Source organism: Cellulosimicrobium cellulans, assembly GCF_007679345.1.
Taxonomy (GTDB): domain Bacteria; phylum Actinomycetota; class Actinomycetes; order Actinomycetales; family Cellulomonadaceae; genus Cellulomonas; species Cellulomonas cellulans_A.
In genome coordinates this window covers 201,474-221,136 of record NZ_VEGH01000007.1, presented here as the reverse complement: position 1 = coordinate 221,136, position 19,663 = coordinate 201,474, and the positions used below count along the sequence as shown (strand labels likewise).

Here is a 19,663-nt window from a genome sequence, read left to right as displayed (position 1 = left end):
CCGGCCCAGGATCGGGAACGCGTCGGCGGTCGCGCGTCAGAAGCGCGCGCGGACGGCCTCGCCGTGCGCGGGCAGCCCCTCGGCGTCGGCGAGCGCCACGATCCGCCCGGCGACCTCCCGCAGCGCGTCCGCGTCGTACTCCACCACCTGGACCGCCCGCACGAACGAGTGCACGCCCAGACCGGACGAGAAGTGCGCGCAGCCGCCCGTGGGCAGCACGTGGTTCGACCCGGCCATGTAGTCGCCGAGCGACACCGGCGAGTACGCGCCCACGAAGATCGCGCCCGCGCTGGTCACCCGCTCGGCGACCGCCGCGGCGTCGGCCGTCTGGATCTCCAGGTGCTCGGCGCCGTAGGCGTTGACCACGTCGAGGCCGGCGTCGAGGTCGTCGACCAGCACGATCGCCGACTGCGGCCCGGACAGCGCCTGCGCGACCCGCTCGGCGTGCCGCGTGGACTGCACCCGGTGCACCAGCTTGGACTCCACGGCGCCGGCGAGCTCGATCGAGGTGGTGACGAGCACGGACGCCGCCAGCGGGTCGTGCTCCGCCTGGGACACCAGGTCGGCGGCGACGTGGTCGGCGTCGGCGGTGCCGTCGGCGAGCACGGCGATCTCGGTCGGGCCGGCCTCGGCGTCGATGCCGACGGCGCCCCGGACCAGGCGCTTCGCCGCCGCGACGTAGACGTTGCCGGGGCCGGTGATGACGTCGACCGGCTCGCAGAGCGTCTCGCCGTCCGACGGCTCGGACCCCGCCGCGCCGTACGCGAGCATGCCGATCGCCTGGGCGCCGCCGACCGCGTACACCTCGTCGACGCCGAGCAGGGCGCACGTCGCCAGCACGACCGGGTCGGGCAGGCCGCCGTTGTCCTTCTGCGGCGGCGAGGTGACCGCGAGCGAGCCCACGCCCGCCTCCTGCGCCGCGACGACGTTCATGATCACCGACGACGGGTAGACGGCCAGGCCGCCGGGCACGTACAGGCCGACCCGGCGGACCGGGATCCACCGCTGCCGCACCTGCGCGCCCGGCGCCACCTGCACGGTGTGGTCGGCGGGCCGCTGCGCGGCGTGCACCTGGCGCACCCGGCGGATGGTCTCGTCCAGCGCCGCCCGGACGTCGGCGTCCAGCACCGACACCGAGGCGGCGATCGCGTCGGCGGGCACCCGCAGGTGCTCCGGCCGCACGCCGTCGAACCGCTCCGCGAGCTCGCGCAGGGCGGCGGCACCCCGGGCGCGGACGTCCGCGAGGATCGGCTCGACGGCCGCGGCGGCGGACTCGACGTCCAGCTCGGGCCGCGGGAGCGCCTCGAGCAGCTCGCGGCGGGACAGGGTGCGACCACGCAGGTCGATGCGGGAGATCACCCCCCGAGTCTATTCGCGCCCGCGGACAAGGGCCGCCCGCGTCCGCCCCTGGCAGGATGGGCCGGTGACCATCGTGCCGATCTCCGACGACTCCATCCGCCTCGGGCAGTTCCTCAAGCTGGCCGGCCTGGCCGACTCCGGCGCCGACGCCCGCACGCTGCTGGACGAGGGCGAGGTCAAGGTCAACGGCGAGCCCGAGTCCCGCCGCGGCCGTCAGCTGCGCAAGGGCGACGTGGTCGAGGTCGACGACCCCCGCGGATCGAACTCCGCCGAGGTCGGCTGACCCGACCCGCGGGGAGCGGTCAACGGAGCGCCGCGGCGCGGTAGGCCGGCAGCAGGGCGGTGAAGCGGGCGTCCCAGTCGCGGACCGCGGCGCCCGCCAGGTGGTCGGCGAGCCGGTCCAGGGACGTGTGCCAGCCGGCGCCGTAGCCGATCGCCTGACCGTCCTCGAGCCGGGTGTGCACCAGCACCAGCACCGCGCCCTCCCCCGGCGCGCCCGCCTCGACGCGGACCTCGACCTCGCTCGGCTCCTCGCCGGGGAACCGCCACTCGACCGCGAACGACCGGGGCGGGTCGCACGACCGCACCACGCCCGTCGCGTTCTGGTCGGAGTCCGGTTCGTCCGCGCCCATCCGGACCTCGTACGACCCGCCCGGCGTCAGGTCGCCGAGCACCGGCCCGAGCCAGCGCGCCAGCCGCCCCGGCGTCGTCACCGCGTCCCAGAGGTCCGCGGCGTCCGTGGGGTACGACCGGCGGAACGTGACCGACGCCTCGCCGCCCAGCCGCAGCGCCCCGAGCGGGCTCGCGCCTGCCGACCCGTCCGCGCCCGCACCGCCCGCGCCCGCCGCGCCGCCCGCGCCGGCGGCCCCGCCGCGCACCTCTCCCGTGCCCGTCATCCGGCCCGTCCCTCGCCTCGACCGTCACGTCGCCCGGTGGCTGCCGGGCCCGCCCCGCCGCGCTCCCGGCGCCCGCGCGCGACCTCGGTGCCCAGCGCGTCGAGCCGCTGGTCCCAGAACCGCCGGACGCCGCCGACCCAGGCCTGCACGTCGTCGAGCGCCTCGGGCCGGACGGCGTACAGCCGCCGGGCGCCGTCGGGCTCGGCGATGAGCAGTCCGGCCTCGCGCAGCACGCGCAGGTGCCGGGACGCGGCGGGCTGGCTGATGCCGAACTCGGCGCCGACCGCCGCGGCGAGCTCGCCCGCGGGGCGCGACCCGTCGGCGAGCAGCTCCACGAGCCGCCGCCGCACCGGGTCCCCCAACGCATCCATCACCTGCACACCCGGCATGTTTCCATCCTGGGTTATATAACGCAAGAGTTAACAACGCCGAGTCTTCACGTCGCGTCTGCGTGGCGACGCCGCGACACAGACGCGACGTGCAGACTCGGCGAACAGGCGAACAGGCGAACAGGCGAGCGCGGCGAGCGCAGGCGAGCGCGGCGGGCGTGGCGCGGCCAGGGCGGCGCCGCGCCGCGCCGCGTCAGACCGGGACCGGGGTCGCCGTCTGGAGGCAGCCCGGACCCAGGAGCGCCTTGAGGTCGCCGTACAGCGCGGGCGACCGCTCGACGCGCCAGCCGTCGCTCGGCACGACCAGCGCCCGCCGGCCGTTGGCCTTCGCCACCCGGAGGTGGAGCTCGGTCATGCCGGGGTGCGTCTTCATCACCTCGAGCAGCCGGTCCACGACGGGCGGCGTGAGCCGCGCCTCGGACAGCGTCACCACGACGGGGGCGTCGGCCACGGCCGACAGGTCGGGCAGCGACACCTCCATCGCCTGGAGCTGCATGGCGTCGTCCCGGCGGCGCACCCGCCCGCGGACCACGATGACGGCGTCCTCCGCGAGCACGGTCGAGTAGGCCAGGTAGGTCTCGCCGAAGAACATGATCTCGACGGAGCCCTCCATGTCCTCCAGCGTCACGGCGGCCCACGGGTTGCCCTGCTTGGACATCTTGCGCTGCAGCGACGTGATCAGGCCGGCCACGACGACGGTCGACCCGTCGGGGCGGGCCTCGTCGGCGTTGAGCGTCGCGATCGACACGTCGGCGGCGGCGGACAGCACGTGCTCGAGGCCGGACAGCGGGTGGTCGGAGACGTACAGCCCGAGCATCTCCCGCTCGAACTGCAGGCGCTGCTTCTTGTCCCAGTCCGGGACGTCCGGCACCTGCACCGAGAACCCGGGGCCGTCGTCGGTGCCGAGGTCGGCGAACAGGTCGAACTGACCCTCCGCCTCCTTGCGCTTGACGCCGATGACGGACTCGACGGCCTGCTCGTGCACGAGGAGCAGCGCGCGGCGGGCGTGGCCGAGCGAGTCGAACGCGCCGGCCTTGATCAGCGACTCGATGGTCCGCTTGTTGCAGACCACGGCGGGGACCTTGTCGAGGAAGTCGGTGAACGACGTGAAGTCGCCCTTCTCCTCCCGGGTGCGGACGATCGCCTCGACGACGTTGGCGCCGACGTTGCGGACCGCGGTGAGGCCGAACCGGATGTCGTCGCCGACGGCGGTGAACAGCGCCGACGAGGAGTTGACGTCCGGCGGGAGCACCGTGATGCCCATGCGGCGGCACTCGCCGAGGTACAGCGCGGACTTGTCCTTGTCGTCACCGACCGAGGTGAGCAGGCCCGCCATGTACTCGGTCGGGTAGTTCGCCTTGAGGAACGCGGTCCAGTAGGAGACGACGCCGTACCCGGCGGAGTGCGCCTTGTTGAAGGCGTACCCGGCGAACGGGACCAGGGTGTCCCACACGGCCTGGATCGCGGGCTTGGAGTAGCCGCGCTCCTTCATGCCGGCCTCGAAGGGGACGAACTCCTTGTCGAGGATCTCCTTCTTCTTCTTGCCCATCGCGCGGCGCAGCAGGTCGGCCTGGCCGAGCGAGTAGCCGGCGAGCACCTGGGCGGCCTTCTGCACCTGCTCCTGGTACACGATGAGGCCGTAGGTGCCGTCGAGGACCTCCGCCAGGGGCTCCTCGAGCTCCGGGTGGATCGGCGTGATCGGCTGCAGGCCGTTCTTGCGCAGGGCGTAGTTCGTGTGCGAGTTCATGCCCATCGGCCCGGGCCGGTACAGGGCGATGACCGCGGAGATGTCCTCGAAGTTGTCCGGGCGCATCTGGCGCAGCAGGGACCGCATGGGGCCGCCGTCGAGCTGGAACACGCCGAGGGTGTCGCCCCGGGCGAGCAGCTCGTAGGTCGGCTTGTCGTCGAGCTCGATGTCCTCGAGCTCGATCGGCGGCTTGCCGTTCATCGTGATGTTGCGCAGCGCGTCGTCGAGGATCGTCAGGTTCCGCAGCCCGAGGAAGTCCATCTTGATCAGGCCGAGGCCCTCGGACGTCGGGTAGTCGAACTGCGTGATGACCGCGCCGTCCTGCGGCCGCTTCATGATCGGGATGATGTCGATCAGCGGCTCGCTGGACATGATGACGCCGGCGGCGTGCACGCCCCACTGGCGCTTGAGGTTCTCCAGGCCGCGGGCGGTCTCCAGGACGCGCTGCGCCTCGGGGTCCGCGGCGACGACCTGGCGGAACTCCTCGGCCTCCGCGTAGCGGGGGTGCTCCGGGTCGTACATCCCGGACAGCGGGATGTCCTTGCCCATGACGGGCGGCGGCATGGCCTTGGTGAGCTTCTCCCCCATCGCGAACGGGAAGCCCAGCACGCGCGAGGAGTCCTTGAGGGCCTGCTTGGCCTTGATCGTGCCGTAGGTGACGATCTGCGCCACGCGGTCGTCGCCGTACTTGTCGGTGACGTACCGGATGACCTCGCCGCGCCGGCGCTCGTCGAAGTCGACGTCGACGTCGGGCCAGGACACGCGCTCGGGGTTGAGGAACCGCTCGAAGATGAGCCCGTGCCGCAGCGGGTCGAGCTCGGTGATGCCCATCGCGTAGGAGGCCATCGAGCCGGCCGCGGAGCCACGCCCGGGCCCGACGCGGATGCCCTGCTCGCGCGCCCACTTGATGAAGTCGGCGACGACGAGGAAGTAGCCGGAGAAGCCGAGCTGCACGATGACGCCGGTCTCGTACTCCGCCTGCTTGCGCACGTCGTCCGGGACCGACCCGTGGTACCTCCGCTGCAGGCCGCGCTCGACCTCCTTGATGAACCAGGAGTTCTCGTCCTCGCCGTCCGGGACGGGGAACCGCGGCATGTAGTTGGCACCGGTCGGGAACTCGACGTCGCACCGCTCGGCGATGAGCACGGTGTTGTCGACGGCCTCCGGCAGCTCCGCCCAGGTGCGGCGCATCTCGGCCGCGGACTTCACGTAGTAGCCGTCGCCGCCGAACGCGAACCGGGAGCCGCCCTGGTCGTAGGTCGGCTCGTCGAGCGTCGACCCGGACTGCACGGCGAGCAGCACCTCGTGCGCGTGCGCGTCGTCCTTGGTCGTGTAGTGCAGGTCGTTGGTGGCGACGAGCGGCGCCCCGATCTGCTCGGCCAGGCGGATGAGGTCCTTGACGGTCCGGCGCTCGATCTCCAGGCCGTGGTCCATCACCTCGACGAAGAAGTTCTCCTTGCCGAAGATGTCCTGCAGCTCGCCCGCCGCGCGCACCGCCTCGTCCCAGTGGCCCAGCCGCAGCCGGGTCTGCACCTCGCTGGACGGGCAGCCCGACGTCGCGATGAGGCCCTCGGAGTACGTCTCCAGCAGCTCGCGGTCCATGCGCGGCCACTTGCCCATCTGACCGTCCAGGGACGCCAGCGACCCCATCCGGAACAGGTTGTGCATGCCCTCCGTGGTGCGCGACAGCAGCGTCATGTGCGTGTAGGCGCCGCGCGCGGAGACGTCGTCGGACGCCTGGTGCGCCTCGCCCCAGCGGACGCGCGTCTGGTCGAACCGGGACGTGCCCGGGGTGACGTACGCCTCGACGCCGATGATCGGCTTGATGCCGAGCTTGCGGGCCTGGGAGTAGAAGTCGAACGCGCCGAACAGGTACCCGTGGTCGGTGATCGCCATCGCCGTCTGGCCGAGGCGCTGGGCCTCGGCCAGCATCTCGCCGACCCGCGCCGCGCCGTCCAGCATCGAGTACTCGGAGTGGACGTGCAGGTGGACGAAGTCGGACCCGTTGCTGCCACCTGATGCCATGCGAGCCATCCTAGGTCGAGGCTCCGACAGCCCCGCGCCGCCCCGCCGCCCCCGCGGCGGACGTCACACCGCGGGGGTCAGCGGTACCCGTCCCGCAGCGTCTCCAGCGCGTGCGACAGGTCCGCCGGGTACTCGCTGGTGACCTCCAGGTGCCGTCCGTCGGCGGGGTGGGCGAAGCCCAGCCGGACCGCGTGCAGCCACTGCCGGGTCAGCCCGACGCGCTGCGCGAGGGCCGGGTCCGCGCCGTAGGTGAGGTCGCCGACGAGCGGGTGCCGCAGCGCCTGGAAGTGCACCCGGATCTGGTGGGTGCGGCCGGTCTCGAGGTGCACCTCGCACAGCGACGCGGCGGGCAGCATCTCGAGCACCTCGTAGTGCGTCACCGACGGCTTGCCTTCGGCCGTCACCGCGAACTTCCAGTCCTGGCTGGGGTGGCGCCCGATCGGGGCGTCGATCGTGCCCGTGGTGGGCTCCGGGTGCCCCTGGGCGAGCGCGTGGTAGACCTTGTCGACCGTCCGCTCCTTGAAGGCGCGCTTGAGCACCGTGTACGCGTGCTCGCTCTTGGCCACCACCATGAGGCCGGAGGTACCGACGTCGAGACGGTGCACGACGCCCTGGCGCTCGGCGGCGCCCGACGTGGAGATCCGGTAGCCGCGGGCGGCCAGGACGCCGACGACGGTCGGGCCGGTCCACCCCGGCGACGGGTGCGCCGCCACGCCGACCGGCTTGTCGACCACGACGACGTCGTCGTCCTCGTAGGCCACGCGCAGGCCGGGCACGTCGTCCTCGGTCGGGACGGCGGACACCTCGGCGACCGCGGGCAGCTCGACCTCGAGCCACGCGTCGCCGGGCAGCCGGGCGGACTTGCCCACGGCGACGCCGTCGACCCGCACGTGGCCGGCCTCGGCGAGCTCCGCCGCGCGGGTGCGGGACAGCCCGAGCATCCGGGACAGCGCCGCGTCGACCCGCTCGCCGGCCAGCGCGTCCGGGACGGGGAGGGTGCGGACGTCAGCCATCGGCACGCCCGTCCCCGGCGACGTCCCCGGCCCCCTCCGCCGCGGACGCCGGGTCCTCCCGGCGCTCGCGCGTGCCGTCGAGCCGCACGCCCATGAGCGACAGCAGCATCAGCAGGCCGGCCGCGGCCACGATCGCGATGTCCGCGACGTTGCCGACGAACAGGTCGCCGTACGCGATGAAGTCCACGACGTGCCCCATGAACACGCCCGGGTCGCGGATCAGCCGGTCGACCAGGTTGCCGAGCGCACCGCCGAGCAGCAGGCCCAGCGCGATGGTCCAGCCCGTCGACCCGAGCCGCCGGGACACCCGGATGATGACCACGACGACGGTGATGGCCACGATCGTCAGCAGCCAGGTGGTGCCGGTGGCGAGGCCGAGCGCGGCGCCCGGGTTGAACAGCAGCTGCAGGCCGAGCAGGTCGCCGAGCACCGGGTGCCGGACGCCCTCGTCCAGGCCGGCGAGGGCCCAGGCCTTGGTCGCCTGGTCGAGCACCAGCGTCACGGCGGCGAGGGCCACCAGGGTGGCCACGAGGCGCCGGCGCCGGGCGGGCGCCACATCGGGACGGGCGCCGGCCCCGGTCTCGGCGGGCCGCGGCGCGGCGGCGGGCTCGACGTGGTCGGGGGCGGACGGCGCGGGGGCGGACGGCGCGGCGTCGCGACGCGCGTCGTCGGCCGCGGGGCCGGAGGTGGCGGACATCGGGCAGGAGTCTACGGGCGCGCGGGCGCCCGGACGCACGACGGCCCCCGGCGTCGCGCCGGGGGCCGTCGTGCGCTGGGGTGCGTCAGCGGCGCTCCTCGCGCTGCTTGCACGACACGCACAGGGTCGCCCGCGGGAACGCCTGCACCCGCGCCTTGCCGATCGCCTCGCCGCAGGAGTCGCAGCGCCCGAACGTGCCGGCGTCGATCCGGGCCAGGGCCCGCGTCGTCTGCTCGAGCATGTCCCGGGTGTTGTTCACCAGGGTCAGCTCGTGCTCGCGCTCGAGCGCGCTGGAGCCGGAATCGGCCTGGTCGTCGCCCGCGCCGTCGCCCGAGTTGCGGAGCAGGTCGGACAGCTCCTCGTCGGCGGCGGCGAGCTCGGAGGTCAGGCGGTCGATCTCGCTGATCAGCTCGGTGGCGACCTCCCGCACCTCCTGCTCGGTCCAGGGCTCCTCACCGGCGCGGACCGGGAACCGGGTGGCCGCGTCCGTCAGGTCGGGCAGCGGGCGGGCAGCGGGCGCGTCGAGCGAGTCGTTGATGGCCACGTCGGGTCCTCTTTCCTCAGATGAGTCCGCAGAGACTAGTCGCCCGTGACCTGGACGCACAACACACCACGCCCGAGGTCGGGCGTGGTGTGTCGTGGGTGACGAGCGTGCGATCCGTCAGACGGACGGGGTGGCGCCCTGGGCGCCGCGCTGCGGGAGCGCGCTCGCCCGGTTGTCGAGGTCGCCGAGCAGGTTCTCGAGGTAGCTCTTCAGGCGCGTGCGGTAGTCGCGCTCGAAGACGCGCAGCTCGTCGATCTTCCGCTCGAGGATCGACCGCTCCTGCTCCAGCTCCGACAGCGTGCGGGCCGAGGTCTCCTCCGCCTCGCGGACGATGCGCTGGGCCTGGCCCTTCGCCTCGTTGACGATGCGGTCGCCCTCCTCCTGGCCGCTGCGCACGTAGTCGTCGTGCAGCTTCTGCGCCAGGGCGAGCATGCCGGTGGCCGACTCGGGCTCGCTCTGCCGCTGCGGCGCGACCGGCGCGGTGGCGACCGGGGCCGGCGCCGGGGCGGCGGCGGGGACCGGGGCGGGCGCGGGCTTCTCGGCCTCCGGCTTCGGCGCCTGGGCGGCCTGCGCCCCCTGGCGGCTCAGCTCGGCGATCCGGCGCTCGGCCGCGGCGAGCTTGGACTTGAGGTCCTCGTTCTCGCTCTGGGTCTCCCGGAGGGTGTTCACGACCTCGTCGAGGAAGTCGTCGACCTCGTCCTGGTCGTACCCCTCGCGGAACTTCGTCGCCTGGAACTTCTTGTTCAGGACGTCGTCTGCTGTCAGCAGTGCCATCGTCGTCACCTCTTCGGTCGTACTGGGTCGAGCCGGTGGCAGTCCGCCGACCACCTCGGGCCACCGTAGCGGACATTCCGGTTTGTGCACGCGACCCGGTCGGCGGGGCGCGGACGGGTGCCGGCCACCGGGCCGGCGTGCTGCGCGCGGGTGCGCGTCATGCGGCGAGCGCCCCCAGCAGCGAGAGCAGGAACGAGCAGCCGAGCATGAGCACGAGGAACGCCAGGTCGAGGCGCACCGAGCCCAGGGTCAGCGGCGGGATCAGCCGGCGCAGGGCGCGCAGCGGCGGGTCGGTCACGGAGTACGTGATCTCCGCGACGACGAGCGCCGCGCCGCGCGGACGCCAGTCGCGCGCGAAGTACTGCACCCAGTCGAGGACGAGGCGCACGAGCAGGACCAGGATGAAGGCCAGGACGACGATCTGCAGCAGGCCGAGGACGAGGGTCACGCGTCCCAGTCTCCCCGATCCCCGTCAGCTCTGGTTGAAGAAGCCGGCGCGGGAGCCCTCGGGGGCACGCCCGTCGCCGGTGATCTCCACCGACTGCGGCGACAGCAGGAAGACCTTGTTGGTCACCCGCTCGATCGCGCCGTGCAGCCCGAAGATCAGGCCCGCGGCGAAGTCCACCAGGCGCTTGGCGTCGACGTCGTCCATGTCGGACAGGTTCATGATCACCGGGGTGTTCTCGCGGAACGCCTCGCCGATCTTGCGCGCGTCGTTGTACGAGCGCGGGTGGATCGTGGTGATCCGCCGCACCTCGCCGTCGTGGCGCGGCGCGGGGGCCGCGGCGGCGACGGGTCGCTCCGGCGCCGGCTCACGGCGCAGCGGCGTGACCTCGGCCTCGTAGTCCTGTCCCACCGTCGCCTCCGGCTCGTCGTACTCGTCGACGTACTGGTCGTGCTCGCCCCGGTCGTCGGCAAGCCCGAGGTACAGCATGGTCTTGCGCAGCGCTCCGGCCATCGCGATCACTCCATCCCCGAATTGCTCACATCTCCTGCGCCGTCACGCTAGCAATGCGCCTGGATGCGGCCGGGTTCCGACACGCGGCGTGTCGGCGTGTCCTCGGAGCAATTTCCGGACATGTCACGCACCCGGCATTTCCGCGAGCGCGACCACCCCGGCGAAGCGCCCGGTGGTGGTCCCGGCGCGCTGCGCGCGCCGGTGGGAGTAGAACCGGTCGTCGGCGTCGGTGCACAGGCCGGTGAGCCGCACGTCGCCCACGCCGGCGGCCCGCAGCACCGCGGCCACGCCGCCCGGCAGGTCGAGCCCGGGCGTGCCGGCGTCCGTCGTGCAGGCGGTGCCGGGGACGACGGCGTCGACCTCGTCGCGCATCGCGGCCGGCACCTCGTACCGGGCGCCGCTGATCGCGGGGCCGACGACGGCGCGCACCCGGCCCGGGTCGGCCCCGCGCGCGACCATGGTCGCGAGCGCGGCCTGCACGACCCCGGCGACGAGCCCGCGCCGACCGGCGTGCGCCGCGCCGACGACGCGCGCGACGGGGTCGGCCAGCAGCACCGGCACGCAGTCCGCGACCAGCACGCCGACCGCCGTGCCGGGCGCGGCCGACACCAGCGCGTCGGCCTCCCCCACGGTGTCGGGCGCGGCGTCGCCCGGGCCGCGCACCACGTGCACGTCCGCGCCGTGCACCTGGGTGGCCCACGCCACGGGCGCCCCGGCCCAGGCGGCGACGCGCGCGCGGTTCTCCCGCACGTGCGCCGGGTCGTCCCCGACCAGCAGCCCCAGGTCGAGCTCGTCCCACGGCGGCGCGCTGACGCCGCCCGCGCGGGTGGTGAACCCCGCGCGGACGCCCGGGCCGAGGTCGACCCCGAGGACCGGCAGCGCCACCGGCGCCTACTTGAGGAAGTCGGGCACGTCGAGGTCGTCCTCCTTGCGGCGGGCGACCTCCTCCTCGAAGATCCGCGGGACCTCGAGCTGACTGGTGCCCGCGGCCTGGTCCGGGGTGAGGAACGCGGGGACCTCGGCCGCCTGGCGGCGCTCCTCGTCCGGCCCCACCGGGCGCGGCGGGACGGCGGCGTGCGCCGCGGTCGTCGTCGGCACGGCGGCCGCCGGCGGGATCGAGGCGGGGACCTGCGGCGCGGCCTGGCCGCCACCGGCGCTCACCTGGCCGAGCCCGCGCGCGTCGCGACGGACCACCGGGGCGCCGCCGTCGAAGCCTGCCGCGATGACGGTCACGCGCACCTCGTCGCCGAGGGCGTCGTCGATGACCGCGCCGAAGATGATGTTGGCCTCGGGGTGCGCGGCCTCCTGCACCAGGCGTGCGGCCTCGTTGATCTCGAACAGGCCGAGGTCCGAGCCACCCTGGATGGACAGCAGCACGCCGTGCGCCCCGTCGATGCTGGCCTCGAGCAGCGGCGAGGAGATCGCCAGCTCGGCCGCCTGGACCGCGCGGTCCTCGCCGCGGGCCGAGCCGATGCCCATGAGGGCCGACCCCGCCCCCTGCATCACGGACTTCACGTCCGCGAAGTCGAGGTTGATCAGGCCCGGCGTCGTGATGAGGTCGGTGATGCCCTGGACACCGGAGAGCAGCACCTGGTCGGCCGAGCGGAACGCGTCGAGCACCGACACGGAGCGGTCGGAGATCGACAGCAGGCGGTCGTTCGGGATCACGATGAGGGTGTCGACCTCGGCGCGCAGCGCCTCGATGCCGGAGTCCGCCTGCACGGTGCGGCGGCGGCCCTCGAAGGTGAACGGGCGCGTCACCACGCCGATGGTCAGCGCGCCGAGCGAGCGGGCGATGCGGGCCACGACGGGCGCGCCGCCGGTGCCGGTGCCGCCGCCCTCGCCCGCGGTCACGAAGACCATGTCGGCGCCGCGCAGGACGTCCTCGATCTCCTCCGCGTGGTCCTCGGCGGCCTTCTTGCCGACCTCGGGGTCGGCGCCGGCGCCGAGGCCGCGGGTCAGCTCGCGGCCGACGTCGAGCTTCACGTCGGCGTCCGACATGAGCAGGGCCTGCGCGTCGGTGTTGATGGCGATGAACTCGACACCCTTGAGGCCGACCTCGATCATGCGGTTCACGGCGTTCACGCCGCCACCACCGATGCCGACGACCTTGATGACCGCCAGGTAGTTCTGCGGAGCTGCCACGGTGGGTGCCTCTCGTCTCGCGATGTCGACGAACCTTCACCCTCAAGTTGAGGGTTATAGTTATGTCAGTTCTGTCTAGGTGTGACGGTATGTGCCGTGCCGGGGTCGTTCAACGACCGGTGCGCGCGTGTCGGGCCGGGATCACCCGACGACCGGCATCGTCGGCGCGGTCACGTCGTACCGGGTGGAGCCCGCCGTCTCGGGCGCCGCGCGCAGGGCCTGCAGGACCGCCACCTTGAGCGCCGAGTCCTGCGCGCTCCCCCACTCGACGGTGGCCCCGTCCCGCAGGGTGAACCGCACGGTGTCCTGGGTGCCGGCGGACACCTGGCCGATCGCCGCGAGCAGGTCCTCGGGCAGCGCCTCCAGCACGCCGAGCGCCGCGGACAGGATCCGCGCGTCGCCCACCGGCACCTCGACGACCGGCAGGCCCTCCGGCGGGGCGTCGGACCGGCCGACCTTCACGCCGTCCTGGTCCACCAGGGCGTAGCCCGCCCCGGACGCGTCGTCGCCCTCGGCGTGCTGGGCGACGTCGGCGGACTCGGGCACCGCGGCGACGGGCTCCCGGGACACGAGCTGCACCGCCAGGCCGTGCGGCCAGTCCCGGGTGACCGTCGCGTCGCGGACGCCGGGGACGTCGAGCAGCCGCTGGCGCAGCGCGGCGGTGTCCAGCCGGGTCAGCGGGGTGCCGCCCTCCTCGTCCACGACGGCCCGCACCTGGTCCACGGCCACGACGGTCCCGGCGCCCGCGACCCGCACCTGCTCGGTGTCCAGCGCGAACGCCGGGGACAGCAGCAGCAGCCAGGCGAGCGCCGCGACCACGACCACCGAGCCGGCGGCGATGAGGATCTGCCGCCAGGCCAGGCGGCGGCGGGCGCGGGCGCGCTCGGCGAACCGCGCGGCCGAGCCCTGGCTGACCACCGGGGGCCGGACGGGGAACGCGCCGGTGCGGGGGGCGAGGGCGGTGGAGCCGGAGGTCCGGCGGGCCGAGGCCCCGGCGGGGGCCGCGGGGGTCTCCGCGGTGCGCGGGGCACCGGTCGTCCGGGGGGTGGTCGCGCGCGGCGCCGCCGGGCGGCCGTCCGTGCGCGGGGCCGCAGCGGCGCCCGCCGACGGGCTCGCCGGCCGCCCGGCCGACGGGACCGCCGTCGTGGGGGCGGTCGCGTCGCCGGCGTCCGGGGTGGCCCGCGGCGCGGGACGGCGCGCCGGGGCGGGCCGCGGCGTCGCCGGGCGCGGCGGCTGCGGCGGGCGCGGGCGTTGCGGGGGGGTCACGCCTGCTCCGCCTCCGGGGCGGTGCCGGGGGTCCCGCCGTCGACCGGGCCGGCCGCTCCGTCGTCGACCGCGGGCGCGTCGGCGGCCGGCGCGTCGGCGGCCCCACCGGCGCCCGAGCCGGACAGCGCCGCCAGCACGACCGCACCGAGCTCGGTCACGTCGCCGGCCCCCACGGTCAGCACCAGGTCGCCGGGCGCGGCGGCCGCGGCCACGGCCCGCGCCGCCTCGTGCCGGTCCGCGACGAACCGCGCGCGGCCCGGCGTGGGCACGCGCTGCACGATCGTGTCGCCCGACACCTCGGGGTCCGGGTCCTCCCGGGCGGCGTACACGTCGGTCACGACGACGGTGTCCGCGAGGTCGAGCGCCGCCCCGAACTCCGCGGCGAACGCGCGGGTGCGCGAGAACAGGTGCGGCTGGAACAGCACGTGCACCGCGCCGTCCCCGGCCACGCCGCGGGCGGTCCGCAGCAGCGCGGCGACCTCGGTGGGGTGGTGGGCGTAGTCGTCGACGACGCGGACGCCGGCGGCCGTGCCGCGGTCCTCGAACCGCCGGCCGGTGCCGCGGAACTCCCCGAGCCCGGCGGCGACGGCGGCCGGGTCGGCGCCGACGGCCCAGGCCGCGAGGTACGCCGCCGCCGCGTTCGCGGCGTTGTGCTCGCCGGGCACGGCCAGGACCAGGTCGGCGCCCGGGACCTCGGCCGACCGGGAGGTCAGCGTGGTGCGCCACGTGCCTCCCGAGGCGACCACGGGTCCCACGACGAGGTCCGGGCCCAGGTCGCCGATCGAGGCGTCCGTGCCGTAGGTCAGCACGCGGACGCCGCGCCGGGTGAGCCGCTCGCCGACCTCCGCCACGAGGCGCGCGGCACCCGGGTCGTCCAGGCACGCGACCAGCGCGCCGCCGTCCAGCACCCGGTCGGCGAACGCGGCGAACGCCGCCTCGAACGCCTCGGTGGTGCCGTAGTGGTCCAGGTGGTCGGGCTCGACGTTCGTGACCACCCCGACCGCGGGCGCGTAGGCCAGGAACGAGCCGTCCGACTCGTCGGCCTCGGCGACGAACGCCTCCCCGGCGCCGGTCCGGTACCCCGGGGTCGCGCCCTCGGGAGTGAGGACGGTGCCGCCGATCGCGTACGACGGGTCCAGCACCTCGTCCTCGCGGCCGGCCGCGACCAGCGCCGTGGCGACCATCGCGGACGTCGTGGTCTTGCCGTGCGCACCGGCGACCGCGATGCCGATGCGGCCGCCCATGAGCGCGGCCAGCGCCTCGGAGCGGTGCAGCACCGGCAGCCCGCGCTCGCGCGCCCGGGCGAGCTCGGGGTTGGACTCGCGGATCGCGCTCGACAGGACGACCGAGTCGACGGCCTCGACGTGCGCGGCGTCGTGGCCCACGTGCACGGTGACGCCGGCGGCACGCAGGCCGTCGAGGGCCGGGCCGTCCTTGGCGTCGGAGCCGGACACCGTCAGGCCGCGCGCGGCCAGCAGGCCGGCGACCGCGGACATGCCGGCGCCGCCGACGCCGACGAGGTGCACCCGGCCCAGGTCGGCCAGCGCGCCGACGGGCGCGGGGCGGGCTCCGGCGTCCGGGCGCGGCGCGTCCGGCTCGACCGCGGGGGTGGCGACCGTCAGGGGCGGCACGGCGACGCCGGCGGACCCGGTCGCGCCGCCGTCGGGCGTGTCCGTGCCGTCGGCGGCGCCCTCGGCGGGCTCGCCACCCACGGCGTCGGCCGCCGCCTCGGCCCGCTCGTCGGCGGCGCGTTCCGCCTCGGCGCGCTCGGCGGCGAGGCGGTCCTGCTCGGCCCGCTCCGCGCGCTCGGCCTCCAGCGCCGCGGCCCGCTCGGCCGCCACCCGCTCCGCCTCCGCGCGCTCGGCCGCGAGCCGCTCGCCCTCGGCCAGCGCGTCCTCGACGAGGTCCGCCACCCGCCCGGCCGCGTCCGGCACGCCGACCCGCGCGGCCGCCTCGCCCATCTCCCGGCGCCGGTCGGCGGCCTCGGGCGCGAGCAGCGGCAGCACGTTCGCCGCGATCCACTCCCCCGTCAGCGCCTCGTCCGCGACCAGCACGCCGCCGCCCTCGGCCACGACCGGCTGCGCGTTGAGCCGCTGCTCGCCGTTGCCGACCGGCAGCGGCACGTACACCGCCGGGATGCCGAGCGCCGCGAGCTCGCTGACGGTGCCCGCGCCCGACCGGCAGAGCACCAGGTCGGCGACGGCCAGCGCCTGCTCCATCTCCGCCAGGTACTCGCGCACGTGGTACCGCTCGGCGCCGGGGACGCCGCGGACCGCGGACCGCACCTCCTCGGCCTTGCCGGTGCCGGTGAGGTGCAGCACCTCGGCGCCGGTGGCGAGGATCGCGCGCGCCTGCGCCGCGACGGCGCGGTTCACGGACAGCGCCCCGAGCGAGCCGCCGGTCACGAGCAGCGTGACCCGGTCGGGGTCGAAGCCGAGCTCGGCCGCGGCGCGCCGCCGGGTCGCGTCGGCGTCCGCCGCGCGCTCCGCCAGCAGGTCGACGATCTCCGGGCGCAGCGGCAGGCCAGTCACCTGCGCGCGCGGCAGCCGGGTCCCCGGGAACGTCACGGCGACGGCCGCGGCGCGGCGCGCGCCCAGCCGGTTCGCGAGGCCCGCGCGGGCGTTCTGCTCGTGCACCACGACCGGCACGCCGCGGGACCGCGCGGCCAGGTAGGCGGGCGTGGACACGTACCCGCCGAAGCCGACGACCGCGCCCGCGCCGAGCTCGTCGATGGCGGCGCCCGCGGCGTCGACCGCCTCGCGCAGCAGCCGCGGCAGCCGCACCCAGTCGAGCGTGGGCCGGCGCGGCAGCGGCACCTTCGGCACCACGAACATCTCGAGCCCGCGCTCCGGCACGAGCCGCGCCTCCAGGCCCTCCGCGGTGCCGAGCGCGGCGACCCGCAGCTCGGGGTCGCGGGCCCGCAGCTCCTCCGCCACGGCGAGCAGCGGGTTGACGTGCCCGGCCGTGCCCCCGCCGGCGAGCAGGACCGCGCGCGGACGGGGCTCGGCGCCCTCCGCCGGGCCGGTGGGGGCGTCGGGTGCGGTCACGGTGTCCTCCGGGGTCACGGGCAGGCGGGTCGGGCGCGGCGGGTGGCCGCTCAGATCGGGGTGGGGTGCGCGCGGCGCCGGGTCGCGGCGGCGCGGCGGCGGGGGTCAGGCACGGGTCCGGCCGATCACGGCGAGGGACCTGCGGACCACGCTCGGCCGCGCGGCGAGCGCCTCCGCGGCGCCGGGTTCGGTGCGCGCGAACGAGATGACGACGCCGAGCGCGACCAGCGTGGTGATCAGCGCCGAGCCGCCCGCCGACACCAGCGGCAGCGGCACGCCGATGACGGGCAGCAGGCCGACGACCACGCCCATGTTCACCAGCGCCTGGCCGATGATCCACGCCGCGACGCCGCCGGTGACGATCTGGGCGAACGGGTCGCGGTGCCGGGCGATCACCCGGATCATCGCGAACGCCAGCACGCCGAACAGCGCGAGCACCAGCAGCGTGCCGATCAGGCCGAGCTCCTCGCCGATGATCGCGAAGATGAAGTCGTTGTGCGCCTCGGGCAGGTAGGACCACTTCTCGCGGCTCTGCCCGAGGCCGAGGCCGAACCAGCCGCCCGTGGCCAGGGCCTGCAGGCCGTGCTTCGTCTGGTAGCAGCCCGCGGTGACGTCGCACGTGCCGCTGAAGAAGTTGAGGATCCGGTCGACCCGGTTCGCGCTGCCGATCGCCAGGGCGGCCACCACCACGGCCGCGAGCACGCCCGCGCCGGCGAAGATCCGCATCGGCACCCCGGCGACGAACAGGGCGCCGGCCACCAGGACGATCATGATCATCGCCGTCCCGAGGTCGTGCCCGAGCAGCACCAGGCCGATCGCGCCGCCGGCGATCGGGACCGCCGGGATCGCGGCGTGCTTCCAGTCGTCGAACATCGGCTGCTTGCGGACCAGGATCATCCCGAGCCAGACGACCAGCGCGAGCTTGAGCGCCTCGGACGGCTGCGCGGAGAACCCGGGCAGGTAGATCCACCCCTGGTTGCCGCCCTTGCTCCGGCCCAGCGGGGAGAACACCAGCAGCTGGGCGACCATCCCCAGGCCGAGCAGGGGCCACGCGAGCCGCTTGTAGGTGGCGGGCCTGATCCGCGACGCCACCCACATCAGCGGCAGGCCGATCAGGGCGTACTGCGCCTGCCCGACGAACACCGTGTACGGCGACTTCTCCGAGGCGAGCGAGTCCACCGACGACGACGACAGCACCATGACCAGCCCGAGGACGAGCAGCACCATGGTGGCGCCGACGAGCAGGTAGTAGCTCGTCACGGCGCTGTTCCACTGCCCGAGCCGCGAGGGCCGGGGCGCGGCCGCGCGGGGTGCCGGGGCGTCGGTCGTCTGGGCCATCGGCGCCGGGGTCACCCCCTCGGGTGCAGGGCGCGCACCTCGGCGGCGAACGCCTCGCCGCGCGCGGCGTACGAGGCGAACTGGTCCATCGAGGCGGACGCGGGTGCGAGCAGGACCGTGGTGCCGGCCGCGCCGCGGGCGGCCGCCAGGCGGCGGGCCTCGGTCACGGCGCGGGACATCACGGTCCCAGTGTCACCGGGATCGACGCGGACGACGGGGACCTGCGGCGCGTGTCGGGCGAGCGCGTCGGCCAGCGGCGCGGGGTCCTCCCCGATGAGCACGACGGCGTGCAGCCGGTCCGCGCGCCGGGCGACCAGGTCGTCGAACGTGGCGCCCTTGGCCAGCCCGCCGGCGATCCACACGACGCTGCCCGCGGCGAACGAGGCGAGCGAGGCGGCGGCGGCGTGCGCGTTGGTGGCCTTGGAGTCGTCGACGTACCGCACCCCGTCGACCTCGGCGACGGTGGCGATCCGGTGCGCGCCCGGCGCGTAGGCGCGCAGGCCCGCCCCCACGGCCTCGGGCGGCACGCCGTGCGCGAGCGCGAGCGCGGCGGCGGCGAGCGCGTCCTGCACCACGTGCGGCGCGAGGCCGTCCGGGCCGGCGAGGTGGGCCAGGTCGTCGAAGGTCGCGAGCTCGGCGGCGTGCGTGTGGCGCAGCGCGGCGAAGCCCCGGTCGACGAGCATCCGGTCGACCAGCCCGACCTGCCCGACCCCGGGCGAGCCGAGGGTGAACCCGACGGCGACCGCCCCGTCGGCCACCTCGGCCTCGCGGACCAGGTCCTCGGTCGTCCGGTCGGCGGCGTTGTAGACGCAGGCGATCTCGACCCCGCTGTAGATGCGGCCCTTGTCGGCCGCGTACGCGTCCAGGGAGCCGTGCCAGTCCAGGTGGTCGGCGGCGACGTTCAGCACGACCGCCGCCTGCGCGGCCATCGACTCGGTGTGGTGCAGCTGGAACGACGACAGCTCGACCGCGAGCACGTCGAGCGAGGGGTCGGTGGCGGCCAGCACCACGGGCGTGCCGACGTTGCCGACCGCGGCGGTGCGCCGGCCGGCCGCGCGGAGCACCGAGGCCAGCATCTCCACCGTCGTGGTCTTGCCGTTGGTCCCCGTCACGGCGAGCCAGGGCGCCGGGCCGTCCCCGGAGTCCCGGTCGACGCGCAGCCGCCAGGCCAGCTCGACCTCGCTCCACACCGGCACCCCCGCCGCGCGGGCGGCGGCGAGCAGCGGGTGCGCGGGCGGCCAGCCGGGCGAGGCCACGACGACGTCCACGCCGTCGAGGCCGCCGGCGGCGAGGAAGGCCGCCACGTCGCGGGCGTCGGCGTCCTCGGCCCGGTCGTCGACGGTCGTCACGCGCGCCCCGAGACCGGCCAGCACGTCGCGCGCGGCCCGCCCGGACAGCCCGAGCCCCGCGACGACGACCCGCGCCCGGCCCAGACCCTCGGCCCCTGTCAGGTCGGCAGCCACGG

17 protein-coding genes are annotated in these 19,663 nt (G+C 75.5%); 1 reads left to right on the top strand and 16 read right to left on the bottom strand.

Annotated features, from left to right (window positions below; all coding sequences use genetic code 11):
• Positions 1–36: 36 nt before the first annotated feature.
• Positions 37–1,359, bottom strand: coding sequence for a histidinol dehydrogenase (hisD, locus tag FS882_RS11560; protein WP_158373200.1), 1,323 nt, complete (start codon positions 1,357–1,359; stop codon positions 37–39).
• Between the two features lie 64 nt (positions 1,360–1,423).
• Here hisD and FS882_RS11555 point away from each other — a divergent pair, with 64 nt between their 5' ends.
• Complete coding sequence (locus FS882_RS11555; protein ID WP_230322984.1) at positions 1,424–1,642, top strand: RNA-binding S4 domain-containing protein; 219 nt, start codon at positions 1,424–1,426, stop codon at positions 1,640–1,642.
• 19 nt (positions 1,643–1,661) lie between these two features.
• Here the strand turns inward: FS882_RS11555 and FS882_RS11550 are convergent, their stop codons facing one another.
• The 15 genes from FS882_RS11550 to murD form a co-directional block, all read right to left on the bottom strand.
• Complete coding sequence (locus tag FS882_RS11550; RefSeq protein ID WP_158373198.1) at positions 1,662–2,255, bottom strand: SRPBCC family protein; 594 nt, start codon at positions 2,253–2,255, stop codon at positions 1,662–1,664.
• Entirely contained in the window at positions 2,252–2,644 is a 393-nt protein-coding gene (locus FS882_RS11545; protein ID WP_262348235.1) for an ArsR/SmtB family transcription factor, read from the bottom strand. The genes FS882_RS11550 and FS882_RS11545 overlap by 4 nt, the downstream gene beginning before the upstream one ends.
• A 193-nt stretch (positions 2,645–2,837) precedes the next feature.
• Complete coding sequence (gene dnaE / locus FS882_RS11540; RefSeq protein WP_158373197.1) at positions 2,838–6,416, bottom strand: DNA polymerase III subunit alpha; 3,579 nt, start codon at positions 6,414–6,416, stop codon at positions 2,838–2,840.
• A gap of 77 nt (positions 6,417–6,493) precedes the next feature.
• The gene (locus FS882_RS11535; RefSeq protein WP_158373196.1) at positions 6,494–7,429 is read right to left on the bottom strand and encodes an RluA family pseudouridine synthase; all 936 of its coding nucleotides are present in this window, start codon (positions 7,427–7,429) and stop codon (positions 6,494–6,496) included.
• On the bottom strand, positions 7,422–8,126 hold the full coding sequence (locus tag FS882_RS11530) for a signal peptidase II (protein ID WP_158373195.1): 705 nt from the start codon (positions 8,124–8,126) through the stop codon (positions 7,422–7,424). Before FS882_RS11530 ends, FS882_RS11535 begins: the two co-directional genes overlap by 8 nt.
• Before the next feature lie 85 nt (positions 8,127–8,211).
• A complete protein-coding gene (locus FS882_RS11525; RefSeq protein WP_410053278.1) occupies positions 8,212–8,664 on the bottom strand; it encodes a TraR/DksA family transcriptional regulator in 453 nt (150 codons plus the stop codon).
• Between the two features lie 123 nt (positions 8,665–8,787).
• Positions 8,788–9,444: a DivIVA domain-containing protein gene (locus tag FS882_RS11520; protein ID WP_147793779.1), complete on the bottom strand. Its 657-nt coding sequence runs from the start codon at positions 9,442–9,444 to the stop codon at positions 8,788–8,790.
• A 157-nt stretch (positions 9,445–9,601) separates the two neighbouring features.
• Positions 9,602–9,892: a YggT family protein gene (locus tag FS882_RS11515; RefSeq protein ID WP_158373193.1), complete on the bottom strand. Its 291-nt coding sequence runs from the start codon at positions 9,890–9,892 to the stop codon at positions 9,602–9,604.
• 24 nt (positions 9,893–9,916) lie between these two features.
• Positions 9,917–10,402: a cell division protein SepF gene (locus FS882_RS11510; RefSeq protein ID WP_158373192.1), complete on the bottom strand. Its 486-nt coding sequence runs from the start codon at positions 10,400–10,402 to the stop codon at positions 9,917–9,919.
• Positions 10,403–10,525: 123 nt separating this feature from the next.
• Positions 10,526–11,287, bottom strand: a complete 762-nt coding sequence (gene pgeF / locus FS882_RS11505; protein WP_158373191.1) for a peptidoglycan editing factor PgeF — start codon at positions 11,285–11,287, stop codon at positions 10,526–10,528.
• A 6-nt stretch (positions 11,288–11,293) separates the two neighbouring features.
• Positions 11,294–12,547 carry a cell division protein FtsZ gene (gene ftsZ, locus FS882_RS11500; RefSeq protein ID WP_158373190.1) on the bottom strand — a complete coding sequence of 418 codons (1,254 nt, stop codon included), beginning with the start codon at positions 12,545–12,547 and terminating at the stop codon, positions 11,294–11,296.
• 141 nt (positions 12,548–12,688) lie between these two features.
• Entirely contained in the window at positions 12,689–13,813 is a 1,125-nt protein-coding gene (locus FS882_RS11495; protein ID WP_158373189.1) for a cell division protein FtsQ/DivIB, read from the bottom strand.
• Positions 13,810–16,860 carry a UDP-N-acetylmuramate--L-alanine ligase gene (gene murC, locus FS882_RS21745; protein ID WP_158373188.1) on the bottom strand — a complete coding sequence of 1,017 codons (3,051 nt, stop codon included), beginning with the start codon at positions 16,858–16,860 and terminating at the stop codon, positions 13,810–13,812. The genes FS882_RS11495 and murC overlap by 4 nt, the downstream gene beginning before the upstream one ends.
• 105 nt (positions 16,861–16,965) lie before the next feature.
• The gene (gene ftsW, locus FS882_RS11485) at positions 16,966–18,198 is read right to left on the bottom strand and encodes a putative lipid II flippase FtsW (RefSeq protein ID WP_158373187.1); all 1,233 of its coding nucleotides are present in this window, start codon (positions 18,196–18,198) and stop codon (positions 16,966–16,968) included.
• A gap of 11 nt (positions 18,199–18,209) precedes the next feature.
• Positions 18,210–19,661, bottom strand: coding sequence for a UDP-N-acetylmuramoyl-L-alanine--D-glutamate ligase (murD, locus tag FS882_RS11480; RefSeq protein WP_262348234.1), 1,452 nt, complete (start codon positions 19,659–19,661; stop codon positions 18,210–18,212).
• Positions 19,662–19,663 lie beyond the last annotated feature (2 nt).

Excerpts from the sequence above, each read along its gene's own strand:
- FS882_RS11535 (WP_158373196.1), bottom strand. The coding sequence starts at position 7,429 with ATGGCTGACGTCCGCACCCTCCCCGTCCCGGACGCGCTGGCCGGCGAG.
- dnaE (WP_158373197.1), bottom strand. The coding sequence starts at position 6,416 with ATGGCATCAGGTGGCAGCAACGGGTCCGACTTCGTCCACCTGCACGTC.
- FS882_RS11545 (WP_262348235.1), bottom strand. The coding sequence starts at position 2,644 with ATGCCGGGTGTGCAGGTGATGGATGCGTTGGGGGACCCGGTGCGGCGG.
- FS882_RS11550 (WP_158373198.1), bottom strand. The coding sequence starts at position 2,255 with ATGACGGGCACGGGAGAGGTGCGCGGCGGGGCCGCCGGCGCGGGCGGC.
- FS882_RS11520 (WP_147793779.1), bottom strand. The coding sequence starts at position 9,444 with ATGGCACTGCTGACAGCAGACGACGTCCTGAACAAGAAGTTCCAGGCG.
- FS882_RS11510 (WP_158373192.1), bottom strand. The coding sequence starts at position 10,402 with ATGGCCGGAGCGCTGCGCAAGACCATGCTGTACCTCGGGCTTGCCGAC.
- ftsW (WP_158373187.1), bottom strand. The coding sequence starts at position 18,198 with ATGGCCCAGACGACCGACGCCCCGGCACCCCGCGCGGCCGCGCCCCGG.
- FS882_RS11530 (WP_158373195.1), bottom strand. The coding sequence starts at position 8,126 with ATGTCCGCCACCTCCGGCCCCGCGGCCGACGACGCGCGTCGCGACGCC.